A 24,129-nucleotide genomic window follows, 5' to 3' on the forward strand; every position below is an offset into this window, starting at 1 on the left:
TTTCCAGTACTCTTCAATAATAAAGAGATGAAACCCAAATGATATTGGCAATCCGATTAAAGCCCAAATTGTTAAGTTCATATTATCAAATTATGTTTTTGGGTTCAACATAATTAGCTAATTTAATTCCTTTAGTCAATTCTGTTAAATAAGACATAGGAATTTGGGATTCAGCTACTATATCTTTTTTTGAGCAATTACTTTCCATTATTTCTTTTGCAAATTTAATTCAATATAAATGAATCATTGCAACAGATTCTCCCTTTTTAGCATTGTAATACATGTCCTTTAACTTTAACCCTAATTCTTTTAATGTGATATTTTCTATTTGGTTTTTAACTATTATCATGAGCCTCTTGAAAAGATTTAAAAGGTTTTTTTACTTAAATTAGGAAGAATGAACCAATTATAGACTATCTAATCGTTTATCGTCATCTTCACAATATATTTCATACATTTCATTATATGAATTTTCATTAAATTCAATAGCTAACATTTTTCTTATCAAATTAAACTCTTTAGTTTCAAAGACTTCATCCCACCCAACACCACTCTGAGTAATTAGAATTGTCACCATAAATAATAACTCATTCTTTTTTCTTTTATTAAGATCTACTAATGAATTAATCCCATCTTTTGAAGGTAATATTTTATCAAGTTGAATTTCTTTAACAAAATTCTGATAGGCTTTATTATCCACGAATGAATAAGTATCTTGATTACTACAGAAAGCCATCTGAAAAAAACCTATCATTGCTCCTAACCTGCTCTTGTGTTTATTATCAGTCATAGGGTAGGCTTCAAAAATCACTCCTCTGAAAAGATTATGTATTCCCCTTAATTCTTGTTTTGACCACGAAGATAAAAATCTGTTATTTTCTCCAGAATCAATTATCTTCGTCTTATTCTCTTTATCTAAATCCTTTTTAAATTTTTCTTTTAATGTTTCGAGACCTTTAGTTAGGTTATTATTTGAATCATAGCCCATACTAACTGATATTTGCTTAAAAACCTCAATTTCTTTTTCATCAATTTCATAATCTAAGGCAGCTAATAGAGCCATATCCTGAAGGTGTTCCCATGATTCATCTTCTGAAATTGGAACCAGTATTTCAGGGTTTTTTTTCGCATAAGACCCATCCATAATACTTGAAACCAAATCCTTAAATTCAGATTCACTTACACTCATTTTTTCTCTTAATTCATTAATCATTTTTAATTCAGATTCACAAATTTCTCCATCAGAAATTGCCAAAACAAATAAATTATGTAAATATTGAAATTTTTGTTTCTTATCACTATCAATCTTTATGAATCCATTTATTCCGTATTTATTTTTCATTCCCCAATGCGCATTAAAAAACATTCCATACGTATTAATAACTCTACTCACGTCCCAATTATCTAAAAATTGGTTGAAAGATTTGGCAGAATTAAACATCCCCTCCATATTAGTAACTTTACTCACATCCCAATTATCTAAAGATTGGTTGAAAGATTTGGCAGAATTAAACATCCCTCCATATTTGTAACTTTACTCACATCCCAATCACCTATAGGTTGATTAAATGATTCAGCTCTTGAAAACATATGCTCCATATTAGTAACTTTACTCACATCCCAATCACCTATAGGTTGATTAAACTTCAAAGTCTCCAACGAAGAAAACATCTCACCCATATCCTCAACTTTTGAAACATTCCAATTATTTAAAGGTTGGTTAAAATTATACGCATTGTCAAACATTGCATTCATTGTTGTTACATTAGATACATCCCATTTGTCAATAGGTGAATTAAATTCATGAGCATCTAAAAAAAGAGATGACATGTCTGTCACATTGGATGTATCCCAAGATGATATATGACCATATTTGGCCTCTGCTTTAATTTCGTCGTCTAACCATTCTGATACAGCTTCCCGTATTGTTTCATTGTCGAACTTCGTGTCTCTTTTTAGCATTTTATGCTCTTCAAAAGAAGAATCAATGCTTGTAGACATGTCATCTTTAATCTTATACTGTTCAACTACTTCTTTTTTTGGTTGTTTTCTTTTTCCAGATAACCAGTCAAATATTCCCATAATTATTCCTCTTTTTATTGTGTTTCTCTTATTAGTGTATCTAAATTTGTCTTAAACAATCCTCTGTCCAACGTTGGATATTCCTTGAATTACTATTTAAGACAATGTTAACTTTTAATCAATTTTAACCAATAACCATGTCGATTTATTGCCTATAGAATAGATATATAAAAAAAAACACATAATCAATAGTGTTGCAACAGGTTGTCCAAATGGATTTAAAGAAGTTAATATTGGATATTTTGCCTCAAGGTTAGAAACCTTTGATTGGTCTCCTCTTGTTTTTTGTACAAAGCCTAACAAAGTTCCTATAAGATAAAATAATATAGCCAATGATAAATATATAATTTTCATAATACTAATTTTATATTTTTTTAATGTGCTCTTTTGCCCAACCAGGATAACCATTAGTTTTAGAATAGCACCCATATTCAGACCATGACCTATTAGCGCTTCCACCTTCTGAGAAACTCTCTTTATTTGCATCAACTATTTCATCATGATTATAACAAAATCCTTGGTTATTAATCTTAATGATTAATCTTTGGCCATAAAGACCTTGAGAGAGAAAAAAATAATTTTTGTTCATTGTTGACATAATTTTTAAGTTAAGTTGATATTCATTTGATATGAAGAGGTTCCTTGAGATAAATTTATTTTAATCAATATACCTTATGCTTTCTCCATCCTTCGGATTAATTTCCTTAAATGAAATTGTATTTAGATTTTTTATGAAACTCTTAGCTTCCTCTATAGAATTGAGTGGTTCATTATGAAGATTCCCAACACTATTAGTGAATTCATAATCTACTATATCTTCTGGCAAGTCAGTAATTAAATAAGTTTCGTTGCTACTACTTTTATTTGTAAAAACTAACTCTCCTAAAGCATTTTTCACTTCCCACTCATAATCCTCAGCATTAGGACACTCAACTATTAAACCAAAGGCTTCAAAAGTCATTTCATCTTCATTATCATTAATATATGTGAAAAGTGCTCCTTCATACATTAAATGAATTTCTAAATCAGATTCTTCATTTGTCTGTAAATTAATATTCCATTTACTTACATCTTGATTAAAAGATTGAGCACCATCAAACATCTCTGACATATCTTCAACATTGCTTATATCCCAATCCTCTATGGGTTGATTAAAAGATTCAGCTTTCTCAAACATACGATCCATGTTAGTTACATTACTTACATCCCAATTCTCTATGGGTTGGTTAAATGATATAGCTCCTGAAAACATATTATTCATTTTAGTTACATTACTAACATCCCAATCCTCTATGGGTTGATTAAAAGATTCAGCTTTCTCAAACATAAATGACATGTAAGTTACATTACTCACATCCCAATCACCTATTGGTTGATTAAATGATTTAGCTTTATCAAACATAACGCGCATGTTATTTACATTACTTACATCCCAATTCTCAATGGGTTGGTTAAATGATATAGCTCCTGAAAACATATTATTCATGTTAGTTACATTACTAACATCCCAGTCCCCTAAAGGTTGATTAAAAGATTTAGCTTTAGAAAACATAGAATTCATATTAGTAACTTTACTAACATCCCAATTAACTATAGGTTGATTGAAAGAACGTGCGGCAATAAACATAGACTTCATATTAGTTACATTACTCACGTCCCAATTTCCTATGGGTTGATTAAATGAATCAGCAGAATAAAACATTTCGCTCATATCTGTTACATTGGATGTATCCCAAGCTGAAATATGACCATATTTGGCCTCTGCTTTAATTTCGTCGTCTAACCATTCTTTTACTGCTACTCTTATTGTTTCGTTATTAAATTTCATAGTTATTTTTTTATTGTATTTATGTGTTATCAGATGGTTTTAGTATTTTTCTTGTAAGGTTTAAATATAACTATTAAATTCTAATCATAATTTTTATCCATAGGCATTCTAGTAATAGCGACTCTTCTATTTATATCACCTTCAAAAACACAAAGAATTTGATCATCATTTAATAATTCATAAATAACATTTACAGAATAACTGTTACTTTCATTATGTAGGGAAGTAAAAATCTTATCATCTTCTACCTTTGTAATCTTTTCATATATTACTTCATCCTCTTTAAAGCTAAAATTGATTATTTTGAATTGATCCTTTTCTTCATTGTACATTATTGTTGTAAAGTAAGAACTAGTAGGTGATGTCCAGACTCCTTCAAATTTTTCCATTTGTGCTTTAGCACTTAAACTCGTTAATAATAAAGCGGTAAGTAATAATTTCATAATTATTTTTTTTTTAAAATTAAACATATAACGCATTATCAGATAGTCTTAGTATTTTCTTTGTAATAGGACAAAATCAACACTCATTTTTTATCTAAAACACACCTTTTAACGCCGAGAAAATTAGGTTTTTCTATGCTTTTTTTGTATCTTTAAAAAGAGTTAATAAGGAGTATACTACTTCAAAGTAGACGCTTCTCAATATAGTTTACATAGCAAACACGTAGGTTTTATGATAATAGATAAAACGATAAAAATATGGAGATACACGAAAAATTTTGCAACAAAGTAAATAAAAAGTCAATTTGGTTTGGAGATGCAAATAGTAATTTAACCAATAATTCTAAATTTTTAAAAAACATCAAAGAAAATGTTGTTGTTAACGATTTAAAATTAGATAAAATAAAAGAATTTAATGATAATAGTAAACTGAAAGTATGTTGGGTAACTAAGTTTTATTCGAATGCATATTTGCTAGACAAAATAATTGAAAAAGAAGAAGAAGATGCATTAACGACAAGAGAGCTTAAAAACTATTTATCAAAAAAAGGTAATTCACTTCCAGGCTTAGGGGGTGGATATGATGATGCGGATGATATTATTCTAATTGGAGAAAAATTAAAAAAACAAGATATTCCAAATTTATATTTATCTGACTTAAGTGTTACCTTATATGAAGATGTTACTGATTGGTTTATAGATTTTATAAAATCAGATCGCAATAACTATTTTAAATATAAAAACATGATGGGTTCCGAGGATGGAGATAAAATAGATCTAGAAATACTCTATAACGAATTTGGGCTTGAAGAGGAATTTTTCTGGGAATTTGTTAGCGGAGGAATAGGAATTGGAAAATTTATCGGGTATACTATTAAGGAAGGTGAAAATTCTTTACAATCTGCAATTGCATCTATGGGAGAATTAAACTACAGTAGTAACTATAGGGATAGACAATCTTGTTGCATTAAATTCTACATTGAAGAAGAATAAGCAAAGGGAAATAATGATTATTGATTTCAACAGAGCAAATACGTAGCTAAGTTGATACTAATTTGAAACAAATAATAAAGAAAACATGAAAGTAAAATATACCAGAGACCAAGTAAGATTTATATTAGATAATTGGATAAAAAACGAAGAGATCTGTTCAGAAAAAACTGGACATAGTAAAGGCAGCATAAAATTAATGTTACAGAATATTGCTGCAACTTATGGTTTAGTGAATTTTAGTGAGGGTAACCCTATGTATTCAGAAATAGCAGATGAATACAGAAATAACAATAAAGTATTCGATGAAACAATGACGAAGAATTCTTTTTGTAAGAGATTTGGTATTACAAAATAAACCTAAACTTCAAATTAAACACGCTATACGTGAACTCTTTAGGCTATATATACATTTGACAACAAAGTACTAAAAAGGAAAGTGATCTTTAAAAAGTAACCCGGGGTCAGTATAAGTGAAGTTGTATTGGATTTTTTGGCTTTTTTTGTTTGCTTAATAATATTAATTATATTTGGTATAAGCCAAATCATTAATATTGGTTGTTATTGCATAATCGTGCCATTTATCGTTCCAAATCTACATTTCAAAAACTCACTAAAAACAAAAAACTCTTGAAAACCAAGCATTTAACAAGGTTTAAACAAGAGTTTAAGTGAGCCCTGAAGGATTCGAACCTTCGACCGCCTCCTTAGAAGGGAGGTGCTCTATCCAGCTGAGCTAAGAGCCCGTAATTTTTAAGTTGTTACGACCAACTGTGTCGGGGTGGCAGGATTCGAACCTGCGACCTCCTCGTCCCAAACGAGGCGCGATGACCGGGCTACGCTACACCCCGAAAGTGTATATAAAAATTGCGGAGAGACAGGGACTCGAACCCTGGCGACAGTTACCCGTCGACAGATTAGCAATCTGCTCCATTACCACTCTGGCACCTCTCCTATTTTTTAATGAACTTAAGCACTTATTTAAAAATGCGAGTGCAAATGTAGTATTACATTTACAATTTAGCAAACAGTTTGTAAACTTTTTTACATATTTTTTTTAGTCCGGATATTCTATTCTTACGTGATATATATTCATTAGTTTTTTCTTAATCACTTTCTTAATAATTTCAATTTCTTTAAAGGTAATATTTGAATTTAAAAACTGATTATCAGCCATTTGTTTTGATACAATTTTATCTATCAAATTACTTATTGTTAATGAATTCGGTTTTACCAAACTTTTTGAAGCAGCCTCTGCAGCATCACACATCATTAAAATAGCAGTCTCTTTTGAAAAAGGAATCGGCCCTTGATACTGAAATTTCTTAATATCTACTTCACTATCTGGATTTAACTCTTTTTCTTTCATGTAAAAATAATACACCAAACTTGTACCATGATGGGTTCTAATAAAATCGATTAATCGATCTGGTAAATCATACTTTTTTGCTAACTCTACCCCTTTTATTACATGATCTGTAATAATTCTTGCACTATCTCTAGGAGATAAATCATTATGAGGGTTTACACCTGTAGATTGATTTTCAATAAAATACATTGGGTTTAACATTTTACCAATGTCATGATATAAAGCACCGGTTCTTACCAACATCGAATTTGCACCAATTTCATTTGCTGCAGCTTCTGCCAAATTTGCTACTTGCATTGAATGCTGAAACGTTCCTGGTGCTTTTTCATTTAACTCTCTTAAAAGCTTACTATTGGTATTTGAAAGCTCTAACAAAGTAACATCTGATACTAAACCAAATAGTTTTTCATACATATAAATTAAAATCAATGACAAAAAAGACAACAAACCATTGGCTGCAAAAAGTAAAAAGTAAGTACCATTAATTTGGCTAGCGTTGCCCTCTTTTATAATAGAAAAAGCAAAATAGGTAAGCATATAAATACCTGTAATCTGCGCCACAGAAATAAATAAATTGGCTCTTTTATACAACTCAGAAACTGTTAATATGGTTACAATACCTGCTATAATGTGCAAATAAATAAACTCGAAACTATCTGGCACAATATACCCCAATAACAACACAGTTAACACATGAGTAAACAAACCTAAACGTGCATCAAAAAAAGCTTTTAAAACTATTGGCAATACACTTAATGGCACCACATATAAAAAATCTGAATTGTATTTTATAACCAATGTTTGAATAAAAATCATTGAAAAAACATTGAAAAATATAAATGTTACTTTATTGTTATTCTCATAAATTTCAATTCTATATTTTTTTAGGAACAACAACAACATTAATAGCGCAATAGAAACTAAGATGGTATAACCAAAAATAATCCAATTGTAGTTAGATTCTGTCCAAACCTGAGACTCAGACTCACTTTTTAAAGAATTTAAAATGGCTAATTTTTTCCCTTCTACAACATCTCCTTTTAAAATAATTAATTTACCAGACGCTACTTTTCCTTTGGTGTAAGAAATCTTTTTAATTTCTGTATTCACCACTTTTTGAGTGTATTCTTCATCAAAAGTGATACTTGGTTTTACAATTTCAGAAAGTAAATTTAAAAACACTTTTGCACCGTAAACACTTTCTTGTTCTTGTAAATTATTACTAATTATGTCTAAAACTTGTTTTGATGATAAAAAACTATGAAACAACACATCTGCTACTTCATTCCCTTTTCTAACTGCTACAATGTCATTTTTATTAAAAATTTTATCTTGGCTAAGAACTTCAAAAAAACCTTTATCGTAGATAAAATTAATGGTCTTATTACCTATTTCAATCAATTCTAATACTTGCTGTTGCGTTAAAGAATCAGTTGTTTTTATCAATGAAACACTTTTCTGATATTTATCTTTTACTTGTGTAACAACATCAATATCATTTAAAAAATAAAGTTTCGAGTTTACTTCAATTTCCTTTTTTTCATTTGCTATTTCTTCGGATGATTTTTGAATTGCAAAATCAAATGGTGCGTACAAATTATCATGCATCCAGAGCTGACCGTTGTTAAAATCATATTTAAACTGGCCTCCTTTTGGAAACAAATACACAATAGCAACACTGGTTACTAAAAACAAAATAACTTTATAGATAATTGTATTGTTTTGATACAATTTATTAATGATTGTACTCATATGAAATAGGTAATTTTAACAAACTTACCATAAAAATATGTAGGTTAAAAATTCAACCTTAAGAATAAAACTAAAATCGATTAAAATAGTTAATTTAGCAGCACAAAACTAAAGGTAATTTTATTATGAAAGAAGTTGTAATTGTCTCTGTTGCCAGAACTCCTATTGGTAGTTTCATGGGAAGTTTATCTAAAATATCTGCTCCAAAATTAGGATCTATTGCTATAAAAGGAGCGCTAGATAAAATAAATTTAAACCCAAAATTAGTCGAAGAAGTTTTTATGGGCAATGTTGTTTCTGCTGGGTTAGGCCAAGCTCCTGCAAGACAAGCGGCAATTTATGCTGGGCTTTCTAACACTGTACCTTGTACAACCGTAAATAAAGTTTGTGCATCGGGTATGAAAGCAATCATGCTAGCAGCACAAACAATTGCTCTAGGTGATGCTAATATTGTAATTGCTGGCGGTATGGAAAACATGAGTATGATTCCACATTATCAACATGCAAGATTTGGTGCTAAATTTGGACCAATTACCATGGAAGATGGCCTTCAGAAAGACGGACTTGTAGATGCTTATGACAATGTAGCAATGGGCGTATGTGCAGATGCCTGTGCCACAGAATATAATTTTTCTAGAGAAGAACAAGATGCTTATGCAATTCAATCATACAAGCGTTCTGCAAAAGCTTGGAGCGAAGGGAAATTTAAAGATGAAATTGTTCCTGTAGAAATACCTCAAAGACGTGGAGAACCAATTATTTTTACAGAAGATGAAGAATATCAAAACGTAAAAATAGAAAAAATACCTGCCTTAAGAGCTGCATTTACAAAAGACGGAACTGTAACTGCTGCAAATGCATCTACTATAAATGATGGTGGTGCTGCACTTATATTAATGTCTGCTGAAAAAGCAAAAGAATTAAACATTAAACCAATTGCAAAAATTATAACCTATGCAGATGCTGCTCATGAACCAGAGTGGTTTACAACGGCACCTGCAAAAGCATTACCAAAAGCATTAAAAAAAGCAAACTTATCTATAAAAGATGTGGATTATTTTGAACTTAATGAAGCTTTTTCTATTGTTGGTTTAGCAAACATGAAAATATTAGGCCTTTCTGATGATACTGTAAACGTGAATGGCGGTGCTGTTTCTTTAGGTCATCCTTTAGGGGTTTCGGGCGCTAGAATAGTTATTTCGTTAACTTCAATTTTAAAACAAAAAAATGCAAAAATAGGAGCCGCAGCTATTTGTAATGGTGGTGGCGGTGCTAGTGCTCTTATTTTAGAAAATATTTCTTAAAAAAGTAAAAATAAAAATTGGTGTTTGGTATTTGTAATTTAAGTAGTGCTGCCTTAAGAGCAGAAGAATCAAACTTATCAGAAATGGTGAGTCAAGTTCTTTTTGGCGAAACTTTTAAAATCATCGAAATTCATCAAGAATTTACTAAAATTGAATTGTCTTTTGATAATTATCAGGGATTTATAGACAACAAGCAATACCAACAAATACCTTTAGAAACTTACGAAAAACTAACCGCGGATAAACAATATCTATCTGCAGGAATCATCGATTTTATTACAGACAAAAATAACGAGTTAACAACGATACCTTTAGGTGCAAATTTACCTTTTTTTAAAAATAAAGCCCTACAAATAAATTCAACCAACTATTTATATGAAGGTGCACACACCTCTGAAAAAAAATCGAAAAAAGAAATTATAAAAGCTGCATTTTATTATTTAAACTCACCATTTCTTTTGGGTGGTAAAACCCCTTTTGGTATAGATTCTGATGGATTTACACAAATGGTTTACAAACTTTGTGGGCACTCACTTTTAAGAGAAGCACAACAGCAAGCAACTCAGGGAGAAGTGTTAAGTTTTATTGAAGAAAGTGAGCCTGGTGATCTTGCATTTTTTGACAATGATAAAGGAGAAATTATACATGTTGGTATTATTTTAAATGAATACCATATAATTCACTGTTATGGCAAGGTTAGAGTAGACACTTTAGACCATAGTGGTATTTACAATGCAGATCTTCAAAAACACACTCATAAATTAAGAATCATAAAAAGAATGATTGGTTAATTTTGAACTTAATACAATCTTAAAACTATAAAAATTTTCAATAAAAAAAACCGAAACTTTAATAGTTTCGGTTTTTTTTGTGATCAAAAAGAGAACACTATTGACCTCTCATTTCTTTATAAATAGGTCTTAAAGCATCTGCTTCTGCTTCCATTTCTAGAGTGTCATAAATATTTAAAAGAGAACCTAAAGTTCCTTCAGTTCTTTTAATTCTATCTGCCTCTATAATAAATGGTAAAGCTTCTTTACAAATTACTTTTAATTGTCCTTCTAACTCGAAGTATTTTTTATCATTTGATAAATTTTCATTCATCTCATTAACAACATCAACTCTTTTATTTAAAATAGTAACCCCTAAATTTAAATATGCATCACCATACTCTGGGTCTAATTCAATTGCTTTTTTATAAAAACCAATTGCCTCTTCTATTTTATTTTCGCCAGCATTTACAACCCCTAAGTTAAAAAATAAATTAGGATTTGTTGGATCTATTTCAACAGCTTCTTCCATTAACTCACCAAACTTATCCATTTTTTCTAGCTTAATGTACATTTGAGCTTGGTTTAAAAGTAAGTTAATATCTTTCGGATTCGATTTTCTAGCCTCTTCTAATGCAGCAATTGCTAATTCTGGCTTTCCTTGGTTTACATAGATATAACCAATGTTTTTAATAATTTCTGCTTGCTTAGATTCTGATGCTGATGTAGTTGGATTGGTATACTTACCAAACTTAACCATGGCATCTCTGTTGGTTTTAGTTCCTAAATCTTCTTCTTCTCCTGTTTCTTTATTTACAGCTAAATATTTTGTAACAATACCTGTATAGTTTATGTCTTGAAGTTCTTTATAATATTTTAAAGAAGTTTCATAATCCTCAGCTATTGAAGAACTTAAGGCAGCATTAAACAAAAAAGAAGTATCTATAGGACTTAATTTATAGGTTAAATAAAAATTCTTAGCGGCACTATTATAATCTTTATTATTATATTCTTCAATAGCGCTATTAGAAACAAATTGTACCAATTCACCTAATTTTGGTTTTGCTAATTTAGAATACTTTTGCTTACCCGTTTCGTTTTCAAAAGCAATCAACTTGTTATAAGCATCTGCAGATTTAGACACATTAGATTTACCGTAAGCTTCTCCTTTTAAGAATAAATATTTTGCTTTATACTTAGCATCCATAGTATCTTCTGATGCTTCTAAACTTAAAATAGCAGCTTTTGCTTCTTTAAACTCACCTTTTTTAATCGCTTTTTCTACCACTTTTAGTTCATCTTTTTGAGCAAAAGTTGCAATAGATGCAAAACCTATAGTAAGTGCTAATAATTGTTTTTTCATTTTTAAAATGTATTTAATTTATTATTCTTCGTTATTATCTTTAGTTTCATTGTCAATTTCCGTGCCGTTTTCAGTAGCTACTTCAGATTCATTTTCAATATCATCATCAGCATCTTCTTCATGGGCTACTTTAGCAACCGCAGCAATACTATCAGAATCTTTAATATTAATCAAACGAACTCCTTGTGTTGCACGTCCCATAACTCTTAAATCTTCTACAGCCATTCTTATGGTTAAACCAGATTTGTTAATAATCATTAAATCGTTAGAATCGTCTACGTTTTTAATAGCTACCAGCTCACCAGTTTTTTCAGAAATATTTAAAGTTTTAACACCTTTACCACCTCTGTTTGTAATTCTGTAATCTTCTAATTTAGAGCGTTTACCATACCCTTTTTCTGAAACTACCAAAATATTACTTTCCATATCATTAACAGCAACCATACCTACAACCTCATCATTTTCATGTTGTAAAGTAATACCTCTTACACCAGAAGCGGTTCTACCCATTGGGCGTGTTTTAGCTTCTTCGAAACGGATAGATTTACCAGACTTTAATGCTAACATTACTTGGCTATCTCCGGTTGTTAATTTTGCTTCTAACAACTCATCACCTTCTTTAATGGTAATTGCGTTAATACCGTTTGTTCTTGGTCTAGAATACTGCTCTAAAGAAGTTTTTTTAACTTGACCTTTTTTAGTAGCCATAATCACATAATGATTATTTACATATTCTTCATCTTTTAAATCTTGAGTAACCAAAAATGCTTTTACGCTATCATCTTGTTCAATATTGATAAGGTTTTGCATGGCTCTACCTTTGGTGTTTTTACCTCCTTCTGGAATTTCATAAACACGCATCCAAAACACTTTTCCTTTTTGAGTAAAAAACATCATGTATTGATGATTTGTTCCTACAAATAGGTGTTCTAAGAAATCTTCATTTCTAGTAGTCGCTCCTTTTTGGCCTCTACCTCCTCTATTCTGAACTTTATACTCCTCTAAATTTGTTCTTTTTAGATACCCTGCATTCGAAATTGTTACCACTACTTTAGTATCTGGTATCATGTCTTCTATACGCATATCACCACCGGCATATTCTATAACAGATCTTCGTTCGTCTCCATATTTATCTTTAATAAGAAGCAACTCGTCTTTTATAATTTGGTAACGTCTTGGCTCATTTGCCAAAATATCTTTTAAATCTGTAATAGTTAGCATTATTGCATCAAACTCATCTCTTAACTTATCTTGCTCTAGACCTGTTAATTGACGCAAACGCATTTCTACAATTGCTTTTGCTTGAATTTCTGTCAATTCAAAACGTTCAATTAAACTTTCTCTGGCTTGATCTGCATTAGAAGAGGCTCTAATAATCTTAATTACTTCATCAATATTATCCGAAGCAATTATTAAACCTTCTAAAATATGCGCTCTTGCTTCTGCTTTTTTAAGTTCGAATTCTGTTCTACGAACAACAACCTCATGTCTATGTTCTACAAAATAATGTATTAATTGCTTTAAATTTAACTGCTCTGGTCTACCTTTTACTAGCGCAATATTATTTACACTAAAAGAAGTTTGTAGTTGTGTATATTTAAATAACTTATTTAAAACAATGTTTGGTATTGCATCTCTTTTTAAGATATAAACAATACGCATACCGTTTCTATCAGATTCATCTCTAATATTAGCGATTCCTTCTAACTTTTTCTCGTTAACTAAATCTGCAGTTTTTTTAATCATTTCTGCTTTGTTAACTTGGTAAGGTATTTCTGTAACAATAATACACTCTCTACCCTTTACCTCTTCGATAATGGCTTTAGCACGCATAACAATACGACCTCTACCGGTATGAAATGCATCGCGTACGCCATCATAACCATAAATAATACCTCCAGTAGGAAAATCTGGTGCGGTAATATGCTGCATCAACTCATCTATTTCAATATCTCTATTATCGATATATGCAACCGTACCATTAATTACCTCTGTTAAATTGTGTGGTGCCATGTTGGTAGCCATACCAACTGCAATACCAGAAGCACCATTTATTAATAAACCAGGTATTTTTGTTGGCAATACAATAGGTTCTTGAAGTGTATCATCAAAATTTAAAGTATGATCTACAGTATCTTTTTCAATATCAGCTAACATTTCTTCTGATATTTTCTGCATTCTAACCTCTGTATAACGCATTGCTGCCGGAGAATCTCCATCTACAGAACCAAAGTTACCTTGGCCATCAACCATCATATAACGAACGCTCCAGTTTTGAGCCATACGAACCATTGAATCGTATACAGAAGTATCTCCATGAGGATGATACTTACCCAAAACCTCACCAACAATTCTTGCCGATTTCTTGTAAGACCCTGTTGCTTTAATCCCTAACTCATGCATTCCATACAAAACCCTTCTATGAACTGGCTTTAAACCGTCTCTTACATCTGGTAATGCACGAGAAACAATTACAGACATCGAGTAATCGATGTACGCCGCTTTCATTTGCTCTTCAATATTAATAGGAATTAACTTTTCTCCGTCTGCCATATTTATATTTGTTTAATTTATTGTAATTTTTAAAACAAGGCAAGATACTATTTTAAACTTGTATGCACAAAGGTTTTTACGGTTCTAAAGAGGGTGAGTTATCAACATTTTTTGATAATTTTTAACACTATTTTATTTGCTTGATTTACAAGAGTTTTCTACCTTGGTATGCCAGTCAAACTGACAGTTATTTACTACTGGCATCTTTTTTGTAATCAATTTTTAAAAAAAGAGACCAAATAAAAAAAATCAATACTAGATAGATAGAAATATGGACGATAATTTTTCACCAAAGGTTAGAGATGTTATTACATTCAGTAAAGAAGAAGCACTGCGATTAGGGCACGAATTTATTGGAACAGAACATCTATTATTAGGTTTAATTAGAAATGCAGATAATAAAGCAATAGAAATTTTAACAGCTTTTGATGTTAATTTAGATTTGCTACGCAAAAGGTTAGAATTACTAAACCCTGCAAATCCTAGTTTCTTAACAACAGACGAAAAGCCAAGTTTAAAACTTACAAGACAGGCAGAAAAAGCTTTAAAAACAACATTTTTAGAAGCAAAACTATATAAAAGTGATGCCATAGATACTGCTCATTTATTATTATGTATTTTAAGAAACGAAAACGACCCTACAACAAAACTGATTCACAAACATCATGTAAATTATGATGAAGCAAAGGCTTTGTACAAACAATTACATGCAGATAATTTAGATGCTGACTTGCCTGTAAATCCAATTGCAGAAACACCTTCTGAAGGCGAATTTGAATCTGAAAAATCAAACCCTTTCGAACAATCACCTAAAGGAAAATCAGTAAAAAAATCGAAAACACCTGTTTTAGATAATTTTGGCCGAGATTTAACAGACTTAGCCGAAAAAGGAAAGCTAGATCCTGTTGTTGGTAGAAAGCAAGAAATTGAACGTGTTTCACAAATTTTAAGTAGAAGAAAGAAAAATAACCCAATGCTAATAGGAGAACCTGGTGTGGGTAAATCTGCCATTGCAGAAGGTTTGGCATTGCGAATTGTAGAACGAAAAGTATCTAGAATTTTATTTGACAAAAGACTTATTTCTTTAGACTTAGCTAGCTTAGTTGCTGGCACAAAATACCGTGGTCAGTTTGAAGAACGTATGAAAGCGTTAATGAACGAGCTTGAAAAAAATGACGACATCATTCTTTTTATTGATGAAATTCATACTATTGTTGGTGCTGGTGGCGCAACAGGTTCTTTAGACGCTTCTAACATGTTAAAACCTGCTTTGGCAAGAGGAGAAATTCAATGTATTGGTGCTACAACCTTAGATGAATTTAGAACAAATATCGAAAAAGACGGCGCGCTAGAAAGACGTTTTCAAAAAGTAATTGTCAATCCTACATCCGTAGAAGAAACCATACAAATACTTCAAAATATAAAAGGGAAGTACGAAGAACATCATCATGTAAATTATACCGATGATGCTTTAGAGGCTTGTGTTAAATTAACGAATAGGTATATGACTGACAGATACCTGCCAGACAAAGCAATAGATGCTTTGGATGAAGCAGGCTCTAGAATTCATATTACCAACATTATTGTACCTCAACAAGTTTTAGATTTAGAAGAAAAGTTAGAGGGTATTAGAGAACAGAAAACAAAAGCAGTACACGGGCAAAGGTATGAAGAAGCTGCCAAACTGCGTGATGACGAAAAAAATATTGAAGCTGCTTTAAATTCTGCTCAAAATCAGTGGGAAGAAGATGCAAAATTAAATAGAGAAGTTGTTACAGAAGACAATGTTGCAGAAGTTGTATCTATGATGACCGGCATTCCTGTAAACAGAGTTGCAGAAGCAGAAACCAGCAGACTACACGAGCTTCCTGCTCTTATTAAAGGAAAAGTTATTGGGCAAGATGTGGCAGTTACTAAAGTAGTTAAAGCCATACAGAGAAACCGAGTAGGCTTAAAAGACCCTAACAAACCTATTGGTTCTTTTATTTTCTTAGGACAAACAGGAGTAGGAAAAACACAATTAGCGAAAGTATTAGCACGTGAACTATTTGACTCTGACGATTCTTTAATTAGAATTGATATGAGTGAATACATGGAAAAATTTGCCATTTCTCGTTTAATTGGTGCACCTCCAGGATATGTAGGATATGAAGAAGGCGGTCAATTAACCGAAAAAGTAAGAAGAAAACCATATGCTGTCATTCTACTAGATGAAATTGAAAAAGCTCATCCTGATGTCTTTAACATGCTTTTACAAATTTTAGATGATGGTCATATTACTGATAGTTTAGGTAGAAAAATTGATTTTAGAAATACTATTATCATCATGACATCTAACATTGGCGCACGTCAATTAAAAGATTTTGGTGGCGGTGTTGGTTTTGGTACATCTGCCAAAACTGCACAAGCAGATGAACACGCTAAATCTGTCATAGAAGGCGCATTGAAGAAATCTTTTGCACCAGAATTTTTAAATAGAATAGATGATGTAATTGTTTTTAATGCCTTAGAAAGAAACGACATTCATTCTATCATTGATATTGAATTAGATAAACTTTTACATCGAATATCTGATTTAGGCTACACTCTTATATTAAGTGAAAAAGCTAAAGATTATATAGCAGACAAAGGTTTTGATAAAAAGTATGGAGCGAGACCTTTAAAAAGAGCTATTCAGAAGTATATTGAAGATGCCTTGGCAGAAGAAATTGTAAACTCTAAACTTTCTGAAGGAGATACTATTTCTATGGATTTAGATGAAAAAGAAAATAAACTGACCATCAAAATCAAAAAAGGAAAGAAAAAACCTGAAATTAGAACAGAAACAGAATCTTAATTTAATAATCCCAAACACTTGTTTGGGATTATTTTTTTATAAAATTATCTTATTTATTAAAATCAATACACTTATCAGAATAATGCTTTATAAAATTGTTTAATAAGATGTAAATACTAATAACTATTTAGTATACTATAAAATATTATCTTTGCTAACTTAAATTATAATGATGAACTCCGTTCTAGTATCAAACAAAAATAAATAACCTTTTTAATACTATAAACCTTAACTAAAATGAAAAAAATAAGTCTTGCAATATGCATGCTATTGATAGTTGCATCTTGTACAAAAGAACATTCTAAAGAATACATAACCTTATCTGGTAAACTAATAAACAATACAGACTCTATTGCTACTATTTCTAGTAGATCTGGCGTACTTAAAACAATTACTATTAACGCAGATGGTTCTTTTGTAGACACTTTAAAAGTACCAAAACAAGATATTTATATCTTTAAAACTACAGAACAAAAAATTGCCCCTGTTTATTTAAAAAACGGATTTGATATATCTATTGAAGGAGATGCAGAAAAATTTATGACCAGTTTTAAATATAGCGGTTATGGTGCCTCTAACACAAATTATATTATTGCTCAATCTGAAGAAAGTAAAAACCTAGGTAATTTATCTAGTATTTTTAGTTTAGAAGAACCTGCTTTTAAAGACAAAGTAAGTGCCCTAAAAAATACCTATGATAGTATTTTAAACTCTTACAAAGACTTAGATACTGTTCTTGTAAAATTAGCAGAAGATCAAAATAAGCAAATTTTTAATTACATAGAAAGTAATTATGCTGTAAATAAAAAAACAAGCAAAGGTAATGCGTCTCCTAAGTTTGAAAACTACAAAGATATTAAAGGAGGTACAAAATCTTTAGATTCATTTAAAGGCAAATTTGTTTACATTGATGTTTGGGCTACTTGGTGCGGACCATGTATTAGAGAAATTCCTTCTTTAAAGAAATTAGAAAAAGAATACCACTCTAAAAACATTGTATTTATTAGTATTTCTACTGATGAAGCAAGAAGAAATGGTGGATCTTGGGAAGCAGCAGAAAAAAAGTGGAGAGGTTTTGTTAAAGAAAAACAAATGACAGGTGTTCAGCTTTGGGCTGGTGAAGACTTTTCTTTTCAGCAAGCGTATCAAATAAATGCAATTCCTAGATTTATCTTGATAGACCCTCAAGGAAACATTGTAGAAGCAAATGCTCCTAGACCTTCAGATCCTCAATTAAAAACATTATTTACCTCTTTAGGGCTTTAAGACTTAAACTTTAGTGTAAATAAAAAAGCGAAATCTAAATTTAGATTTCGCTTTTTTATTATTCATTTTTTAGAGATAATTACTCTTTATAAACACCCATCTGAGCATATTTATCCATTCGTTTGGTAACTAAATCAACATCATTTAAGTCTTTCAATTCATCAAAAGCGCTTAAAATCTGACTTTCAACAGCTTTAAAAGCCCCTTTTCTGTCTGTGTGCGCTCCGCCAACTGGTTCTTGTATAATACCATCTATTAGCTTTAGCTTTTTCATGTCTTTACCTGTAAGCTTAAGTGCAGCAGCAGCTTGCTCTTTATACTCCCAACTACGCCATAAAATAGAAGAACAAGATTCAGGAGAAATTACAGTGTACCAAGTATTTTCCATCATATATACTCTATCTCCAACACCAATACCAACAGCTCCACCAGAAGCTCCTTCACCAATAACAATTGTAATGATCGGAGTTTTTAATCGAGTCATTTCTAAAATATTTCTAGCAATTGCCTCTCCTTGTCCGCGTTCTTCTGCCTCTAAACCAGGATATGCACCAGGTGTATCCAACAAAGTAACAACAGGTATTTTAAATTTCTCTGCCATTTTCATTAGACGCAATGCTTTTCTATATCCTTCAGGATTAGCCATTCCGAAATTTCTATATTGGCGTGTTTTAGTGTTGTATCCTTTTTGCTGACCAATAAACATAAAAGATTGATCACCAATTTTACCCAAACCACCAATCATCGCTTTATCATCTTTTACAGATCGATCTCCATGAAGTTCCATAAAAGTATCGCCACACAAAGCTTTAATATAATCTAATGTATAAGGTCTATTTGGGTGTCTTGATAATTGAACTCTTTGCCAAGGCGTTAAGTTCTTATAAATATCTTTTCTTGCAGTATCTAATTTTTTTTCTATCTTTTTGCAAGTAGCACTCACATCAACATCACTTTCTTCTCCTATAATTTGACATTTATCTAATTGATCTAAAAGCTCTTTAATTGGCATTTCAAAATCTAAATATTCCATATTGTAATTATTTGATTTTAATTTTTTGATTAAACAAACATACTATAAAATTTACTTTTTTAAGTAAAACTATATTACTTTTTTCGTGATATTTCTTGAGAAAGCTTTCTACTTCGCCTGTTTTTATTTTTTATAATTCCGTTTACCAAAACAACTCCCAAAACAATAACTGCACCTAAATAAAATGTTGCTTCCATTTTTTCATTTTCCCCGAAAATAAGCAAGGCTAATAATATAGCATAAATAGGTTCTAAATTAGTAGTAAGCATAACAGTATAAGGAGATAAGAATTTCATGACCTTTACAGAGGCCATAAATGCATAGGCTGTACAAATACTACTTAAAATTATTAAATATAGCCAGTCTGTGGTAGACACTTTAAAAAACAACCCTGTAATACCACTTGTAAACAATATATAGATTGCAATAAAAAGAACCCCAAAAAACAATTGATATAAAGTAATAGTAGTTGCTTTATAATCTTTAACAAAAAGGCCATTTAAAACTGAAAATAAAGCCCCTAAAAAAGAAGCTAATAAGGCATAAAGAATACCAAGTTTAAAATGGTTTTCAAAATTAAAAATAACATACAACCCAATAATTACAAGTAATCCAAAGAAAATTTCTTGCAAACTAATTTTTCTTTTAAAAAAAATAGGTTCTAACAAGGCTGTAAAAAAAGCACCGGTACTCATGGTTACAAGTGCTACGGATATGTTAGAAACTTTTATGGCTTTAAAAAAGAAAACCCAATGCAATGCGATTATTATACCTGTAAATAGAAATTTTAAAATTGCCTTTCTACTAATTAGAAAAGATTGTTTTTTTATGATAAAATAAAGTAACATAAATAAAACTGCTAAAAACATTCTAAGAAATACTAACGGAATTGCTTCTATAGAAATTAGCTTTCCTAAAATTGCGGTAAATCCCCAAATGAAAACTATAAAATGAAGTAATAAAAGGTTTTTAATCTTATTTTCTTGCATTTAGGTAGAGATAAATGGCTAAACAACCAAAAAAGATATTCGGCAACCAAACATATAGTAAAGAGTTTACGCTTGCAACACCACCTAAAACTTCTGCTATTTTCATCAAAAAGATATATACAAACATAATACCAATACCCATTGCTAAATTAACACCGGTACCTCCTCTTCTCTTTCTAAAAGCTAATGCAACTGCTATAATTGTTAAAATATACGAAGCAATTGGCAAGCTGGTTCTTTTGTAGAGTTCTACCAAATAAGCATTTAAATTTTTAACACCTCTGTTTTTTGAAATTGAAATAAATTCTTGCAGTTCGCCAGAAGGCATTTCTTGAGACAAGGCAGACTTGTAAATTAAGTCTTTAGGGGTAAAAGTAAATACAGTATCTATTTTATTACCAGAAAAAATACTATCTCGATCTCTAAATATTTTTCGCTTTTTCCAATTAAATAAAGTAAATGTACTATCGGTATCATTATAATTAATTCTTCCTGCAACTAACTTAGATTTTAATTGAATACCATTATATACTTCTGACGTAAAATCATACCCAGAATTAGAACTTGTATTAAAACTTTTTATAAAAATATAAGTACTATCTGTAAGTTGTAAACTAAACTCTTTTACATATTTTAACTCGTTTAACTGACTTCTATTTTTAATAAATTCTCTCTCAAATTTTTTTCTTTCTTTACTACTATTAGGCACCACAAAATGGTTCATCCCTAAAGAAATAATAGTTATTAATGTAGCACCAATAAAATAAGGATACAGAAAACGTGTAAATGAAACTTTAGCATTTGTAATGGCTATAATTTCTGTATTATTAGATAGTTTTGAAGTAAATAAAATAACGGCAATAAATAATGCCAAAGGCATAAAAGTATTGGCATAATAGATGATAAAATTTTTATAATACTCATCTATAATTTGATACAATCCTAAATCTGGATGTTCTAAAAAATTATCTATTTTTTCAGAAATATCTATCGCAATTGCGATAGGTATTAAGATTAATAGGGTAAACAAAAACGTTACCAAGAATCTTTTTAATATGTACCAATCTATTATTTTCAAATTATTATTGTTGGTGGTTTGTTTTTGATTGTTAGTTAGTAAAAAATCTTAAAAACCATCAACCAAAAATATACATTATAATCTGTTATCCATTTGTTTTACCATCTTGTCTTTCCATTCTCTAAAATCTCCGGCAATAATATGTTTTCTAGCTTCTCTTGTTAACCAAACATAAAATCCTAAATTATGAATAGAGGCAATTTGTTTGCCTAACATTTCTTTTGCTGCAAAAAGGTGACGTAAATATGCTTTAGAATACATGGTATCTACCCAAGTAATTCCCATTTCATCAATTGGCGAAAAATCATCTTCCCACTTTTTGTTTTTTATATTTATAGACCCATGAGCAGTAAATAACATTCCGTTTCTGGCATTTCTTGTTGGCATTACACAATCGAACATATCTATCCCCAAAGCAATGTTTTCTAAAATATTAATTGGGGTACCAACACCCATTAAATAACGTGGTTTATCTTCTGGCAAAATCTCTGTAACCACTTCTGTCATTGCATACATTTCTTCTGCTGGCTCGCCTACAGAAAGGCCTCCAATGGCATTTGCTTGCTGATTTGAATTAGCAATATACTCTGCAGATTGTCTTCTTAAATCTTTATAGGTACTACCTTGTACAATTGGCATAAACGTTTGTTCGAAACCGTATTTAAATGGCAGTTTTTCTAGGTGATTAATACATCTATCCAACCATCTATGTGTCATGTGCATAGAACGTTTTGCATAGTTATAATCACACGGATACGGTGTACACTCATCAAACGCCATAATAATATCTGCACCTATTGTACGCTGAGTTTCCATAACATTTTCTGGTGTAAAATGATGCATAGAACCATCTATGTGACTTTTAAATTTTACGCCTTCTTCGTTAATTTTTCTTCTACCAGACAAAGAATATACTTGGTAACCGCCAGAATCTGTTAAAATATTTCGATCCCAATTCATGAATTTATGCAAACCACCGGCTTTTTCTAAAATATCTAAACCAGGTCTTAAATACAAATGATATGTATTTCCTAAAATTATATCTGGGTTTATTTCGTTTTTAAGTTCTGTTTGATGTACGCCTTTTACAGTACCAACAGTTCCTACCGGCATAAAAATAGGTGTTTCTATTTTGCCATGGTCTGTTGTAATTACTCCTGCTCTTGCTTGAGATTTTGGGTCGGTTATTTTTAAATCGAATTTCATTGTTGGCAAAGATAGTATTATTTAAGAAGTGAGAAATTAAAAGGTTCTTAAAAATAACATCTATTAGTAGTACTAAAAGAGACCAAACTGAACCTACATAAATCTGTATCTAAAGGTTGCTAAAAAAGCGCGTTAAGGATTGACATGGAAATCCTTTTTTATTTTTTTTAATAAAAAAGATTGCAATAGAAAGCCTGACCTGCAAGGGAACGCCCAAAAGAAACTACCAACGTTTCTTTTTTGATGACGCGTTATTATTGCGTTTGTTTTTAGGTGATGATTTTCTAAAAGAAGCACTTTTTTTATTGAAATCGTTTTTTGTAGGTGCTAATTTTTTCTTAGAAATTTTCTTCTGTGGTTTTTCTTTAATAACAGAGGCTTCTTCTGTTTTTGAGGATGTAGAAATCATGGCATTGATTTCTTTCATTTCTTCGTCGGTCAATTCTCGCCAATCACCAGTTTGCAGATACCCCAATTCTACATTCATAATTCGGGTTCTTTTTAACTTGGTTACCTCGTAATCTAAATATTCGCACATTCTACGAATTTGACGATTTAAACCTTGTGTTAAAATGATTTTAAAAATTTTATCGCTTACCTTTTCTACCCTACATTTTTTGGTAACGGTACCTAAAATAGGAATTCCGTTAGACATCTTTTCAATAAAATCTTCGGTAATAGATTTGTTTACCGTTACAAAATACTCTTTCTCGTGGTTGTTACCTGCTCTAAGAATTTTGTTAACAATATCGCCATCATTGGTTAAAAAAATCAACCCTTCAGAGGGCTTGTCTAATCGACCAATCGGAAACAATCTTTCTGGGTAATTGATGTGTTTTACAATGTTATTGCGCTCTCTATCATCTGTTGTAGAAACAATACCGATGGGTTTATTTAGGGCGATGTAAAGTGTTTTATTTTTTGGCTCTACCAATCTACCATCTAGTTTTACAATGTCTTTTTTTGCAACTCTATTGCCTAATTGAGTTGGTTTTCCGTTAATAGTAACCCTGCCTTCTTTGATAAATTTCTCTGCTTCTCTACGAGAACAAACGCCAGATGAACTTATGTATTTATTAAGATTTATAGATTGTTGATTGTTGGTATCCAAAGAATAGTATTTTGTGCAAAAATAATCAATATTTGTTAGTATTGGTTATGCGTTGCAAACTAAAAATAGATTTTAGAAGCGTTTTATTTGTAAAGATTTAATGAAAATTTTTAAGAACCTACAAATAGCATACATAAATAGAACTATTCAATAAAA

General features: G+C 30.7%; 20 protein-coding genes and 3 tRNA genes. 6 read left to right on the plus strand and 17 right to left on the minus strand.

The window, feature by feature from the left end:
• Nucleotides 1-406: 406 nt before the first annotated feature.
• The 6 genes from Q0678_RS07075 to Q0678_RS07100 form a co-directional block, all read right to left on the minus strand.
• On the minus strand, nt 407-1,516 hold the full coding sequence (locus Q0678_RS07075; RefSeq protein WP_299055869.1) for a BspA family leucine-rich repeat surface protein: 1,110 nt from the start codon (nt 1,514-1,516) through the stop codon (nt 407-409).
• Complete coding sequence (locus tag Q0678_RS07080) at nt 1,480-2,082, minus strand: BspA family leucine-rich repeat surface protein (RefSeq protein ID WP_299055872.1); 603 nt, start codon at nt 2,080-2,082, stop codon at nt 1,480-1,482. Before Q0678_RS07080 ends, Q0678_RS07075 begins: the two co-directional genes overlap by 37 nt.
• 114 nt (nt 2,083-2,196) lie before the next feature.
• Entirely contained in the window at nt 2,197-2,436 is a 240-nt protein-coding gene (locus tag Q0678_RS07085; protein WP_299055873.1) for a hypothetical protein, read from the minus strand.
• A gap of 10 nt (nt 2,437-2,446) precedes the next feature.
• Entirely contained in the window at nt 2,447-2,680 is a 234-nt protein-coding gene (locus tag Q0678_RS07090; protein WP_299055879.1) for a hypothetical protein, read from the minus strand.
• A gap of 60 nt (nt 2,681-2,740) precedes the next feature.
• Nucleotides 2,741-3,910, minus strand: a complete 1,170-nt coding sequence (locus Q0678_RS07095; protein ID WP_299055882.1) for a BspA family leucine-rich repeat surface protein — start codon at nt 3,908-3,910, stop codon at nt 2,741-2,743.
• Nucleotides 3,911-3,990: 80 nt separating this feature from the next.
• Nucleotides 3,991-4,353 carry a hypothetical protein gene (locus Q0678_RS07100; protein ID WP_299055886.1) on the minus strand — a complete coding sequence of 121 codons (363 nt, stop codon included), beginning with the start codon at nt 4,351-4,353 and terminating at the stop codon, nt 3,991-3,993.
• A 258-nt stretch (nt 4,354-4,611) separates the two neighbouring features.
• Between Q0678_RS07100 and Q0678_RS07105 the strand changes: the two genes are divergently transcribed.
• A complete protein-coding gene (locus tag Q0678_RS07105; protein WP_299055889.1) occupies nt 4,612-5,346 on the plus strand; it encodes a hypothetical protein in 735 nt (244 codons plus the stop codon).
• A gap of 196 nt (nt 5,347-5,542) precedes the next feature.
• Nucleotides 5,543-5,701: a hypothetical protein gene (locus Q0678_RS07110; protein ID WP_299055892.1), complete on the plus strand. Its 159-nt coding sequence runs from the start codon at nt 5,543-5,545 to the stop codon at nt 5,699-5,701.
• Between the two features lie 314 nt (nt 5,702-6,015).
• Here the strand turns inward: Q0678_RS07110 and Q0678_RS07115 are convergent.
• The 4 genes from Q0678_RS07115 to Q0678_RS07130 all read right to left on the minus strand — a co-directional run bounded on the left by Q0678_RS07115 (nt 6,016) and on the right by Q0678_RS07130 (nt 8,464).
• Nucleotides 6,016-6,089, minus strand: a tRNA-Arg gene (locus Q0678_RS07115).
• 30 nt (nt 6,090-6,119) lie between these two features.
• Nucleotides 6,120-6,194: transfer RNA gene (locus Q0678_RS07120), tRNA-Pro, on the minus strand.
• Nucleotides 6,195-6,213: 19 nt separating this feature from the next.
• Nucleotides 6,214-6,297 (minus strand) — tRNA-Ser (locus Q0678_RS07125).
• Nucleotides 6,298-6,400: 103 nt separating this feature from the next.
• A complete protein-coding gene (locus Q0678_RS07130; protein ID WP_299055894.1) occupies nt 6,401-8,464 on the minus strand; it encodes an HDIG domain-containing metalloprotein in 2,064 nt (687 codons plus the stop codon).
• A 125-nt stretch (nt 8,465-8,589) separates the two neighbouring features.
• Here Q0678_RS07130 and Q0678_RS07135 point away from each other — a divergent pair, with 125 nt between their 5' ends.
• Nucleotides 8,590-9,768 (plus strand): acetyl-CoA C-acyltransferase, encoded by a 1,179-nt coding sequence (locus Q0678_RS07135; RefSeq protein WP_299055897.1) that lies wholly within the window; start codon nt 8,590-8,592, stop codon nt 9,766-9,768.
• A gap of 20 nt (nt 9,769-9,788) precedes the next feature.
• Nucleotides 9,789-10,559: an NlpC/P60 family protein gene (locus tag Q0678_RS07140; protein WP_299055899.1), complete on the plus strand. Its 771-nt coding sequence runs from the start codon at nt 9,789-9,791 to the stop codon at nt 10,557-10,559.
• Nucleotides 10,560-10,656: 97 nt separating this feature from the next.
• Here the strand turns inward: Q0678_RS07140 and Q0678_RS07145 are convergent, their stop codons facing one another.
• A complete protein-coding gene (locus Q0678_RS07145; RefSeq protein ID WP_299055902.1) occupies nt 10,657-11,901 on the minus strand; it encodes a tetratricopeptide repeat protein in 1,245 nt (414 codons plus the stop codon).
• Nucleotides 11,902-11,922: 21 nt separating this feature from the next.
• On the minus strand, nt 11,923-14,454 hold the full coding sequence (gene gyrA, locus Q0678_RS07150) for a DNA gyrase subunit A (protein WP_299055905.1): 2,532 nt from the start codon (nt 14,452-14,454) through the stop codon (nt 11,923-11,925).
• 271 nt (nt 14,455-14,725) lie between these two features.
• Here gyrA and Q0678_RS07155 point away from each other — a divergent pair, with 271 nt between their 5' ends.
• Both Q0678_RS07155 and Q0678_RS07160 read left to right on the plus strand, forming a co-directional pair.
• Nucleotides 14,726-17,290, plus strand: coding sequence for an ATP-dependent Clp protease ATP-binding subunit (locus Q0678_RS07155; protein WP_299055908.1), 2,565 nt, complete (start codon nt 14,726-14,728; stop codon nt 17,288-17,290).
• Nucleotides 17,291-17,527: 237 nt separating this feature from the next.
• Nucleotides 17,528-18,556 (plus strand): TlpA disulfide reductase family protein, encoded by a 1,029-nt coding sequence (locus Q0678_RS07160; protein ID WP_299055911.1) that lies wholly within the window; start codon nt 17,528-17,530, stop codon nt 18,554-18,556.
• Nucleotides 18,557-18,635: 79 nt separating this feature from the next.
• Here the strand turns inward: Q0678_RS07160 and Q0678_RS07165 are convergent, their stop codons facing one another.
• The 5 genes from Q0678_RS07165 to rluF form a co-directional block, all read right to left on the minus strand.
• Entirely contained in the window at nt 18,636-19,589 is a 954-nt protein-coding gene (locus Q0678_RS07165; protein ID WP_299055915.1) for an acetyl-CoA carboxylase carboxyltransferase subunit alpha, read from the minus strand.
• 74 nt (nt 19,590-19,663) lie between these two features.
• The gene (locus Q0678_RS07170; protein ID WP_299055917.1) at nt 19,664-20,578 is read right to left on the minus strand and encodes a DMT family transporter; all 915 of its coding nucleotides are present in this window, start codon (nt 20,576-20,578) and stop codon (nt 19,664-19,666) included.
• Nucleotides 20,565-21,656, minus strand: coding sequence for an LptF/LptG family permease (locus Q0678_RS07175; RefSeq protein ID WP_299055919.1), 1,092 nt, complete (start codon nt 21,654-21,656; stop codon nt 20,565-20,567). The genes Q0678_RS07170 and Q0678_RS07175 overlap by 14 nt, the downstream gene beginning before the upstream one ends.
• Nucleotides 21,657-21,731: 75 nt before the next feature.
• Nucleotides 21,732-22,862, minus strand: a complete 1,131-nt coding sequence (tgt, locus tag Q0678_RS07180) for a tRNA guanosine(34) transglycosylase Tgt (protein WP_299055921.1) — start codon at nt 22,860-22,862, stop codon at nt 21,732-21,734.
• A 223-nt stretch (nt 22,863-23,085) separates the two neighbouring features.
• A complete protein-coding gene (rluF, locus tag Q0678_RS07185; protein ID WP_299055923.1) occupies nt 23,086-23,973 on the minus strand; it encodes a 23S rRNA pseudouridine(2604) synthase RluF in 888 nt (295 codons plus the stop codon).
• Nucleotides 23,974-24,129: the final 156 nt, after the last annotated feature.

The sequence above is a fragment of the uncultured Polaribacter sp. genome, from assembly GCF_947497125.1.
Classification (GTDB): Bacteria; Bacteroidota; Bacteroidia; order Flavobacteriales; family Flavobacteriaceae; genus Polaribacter.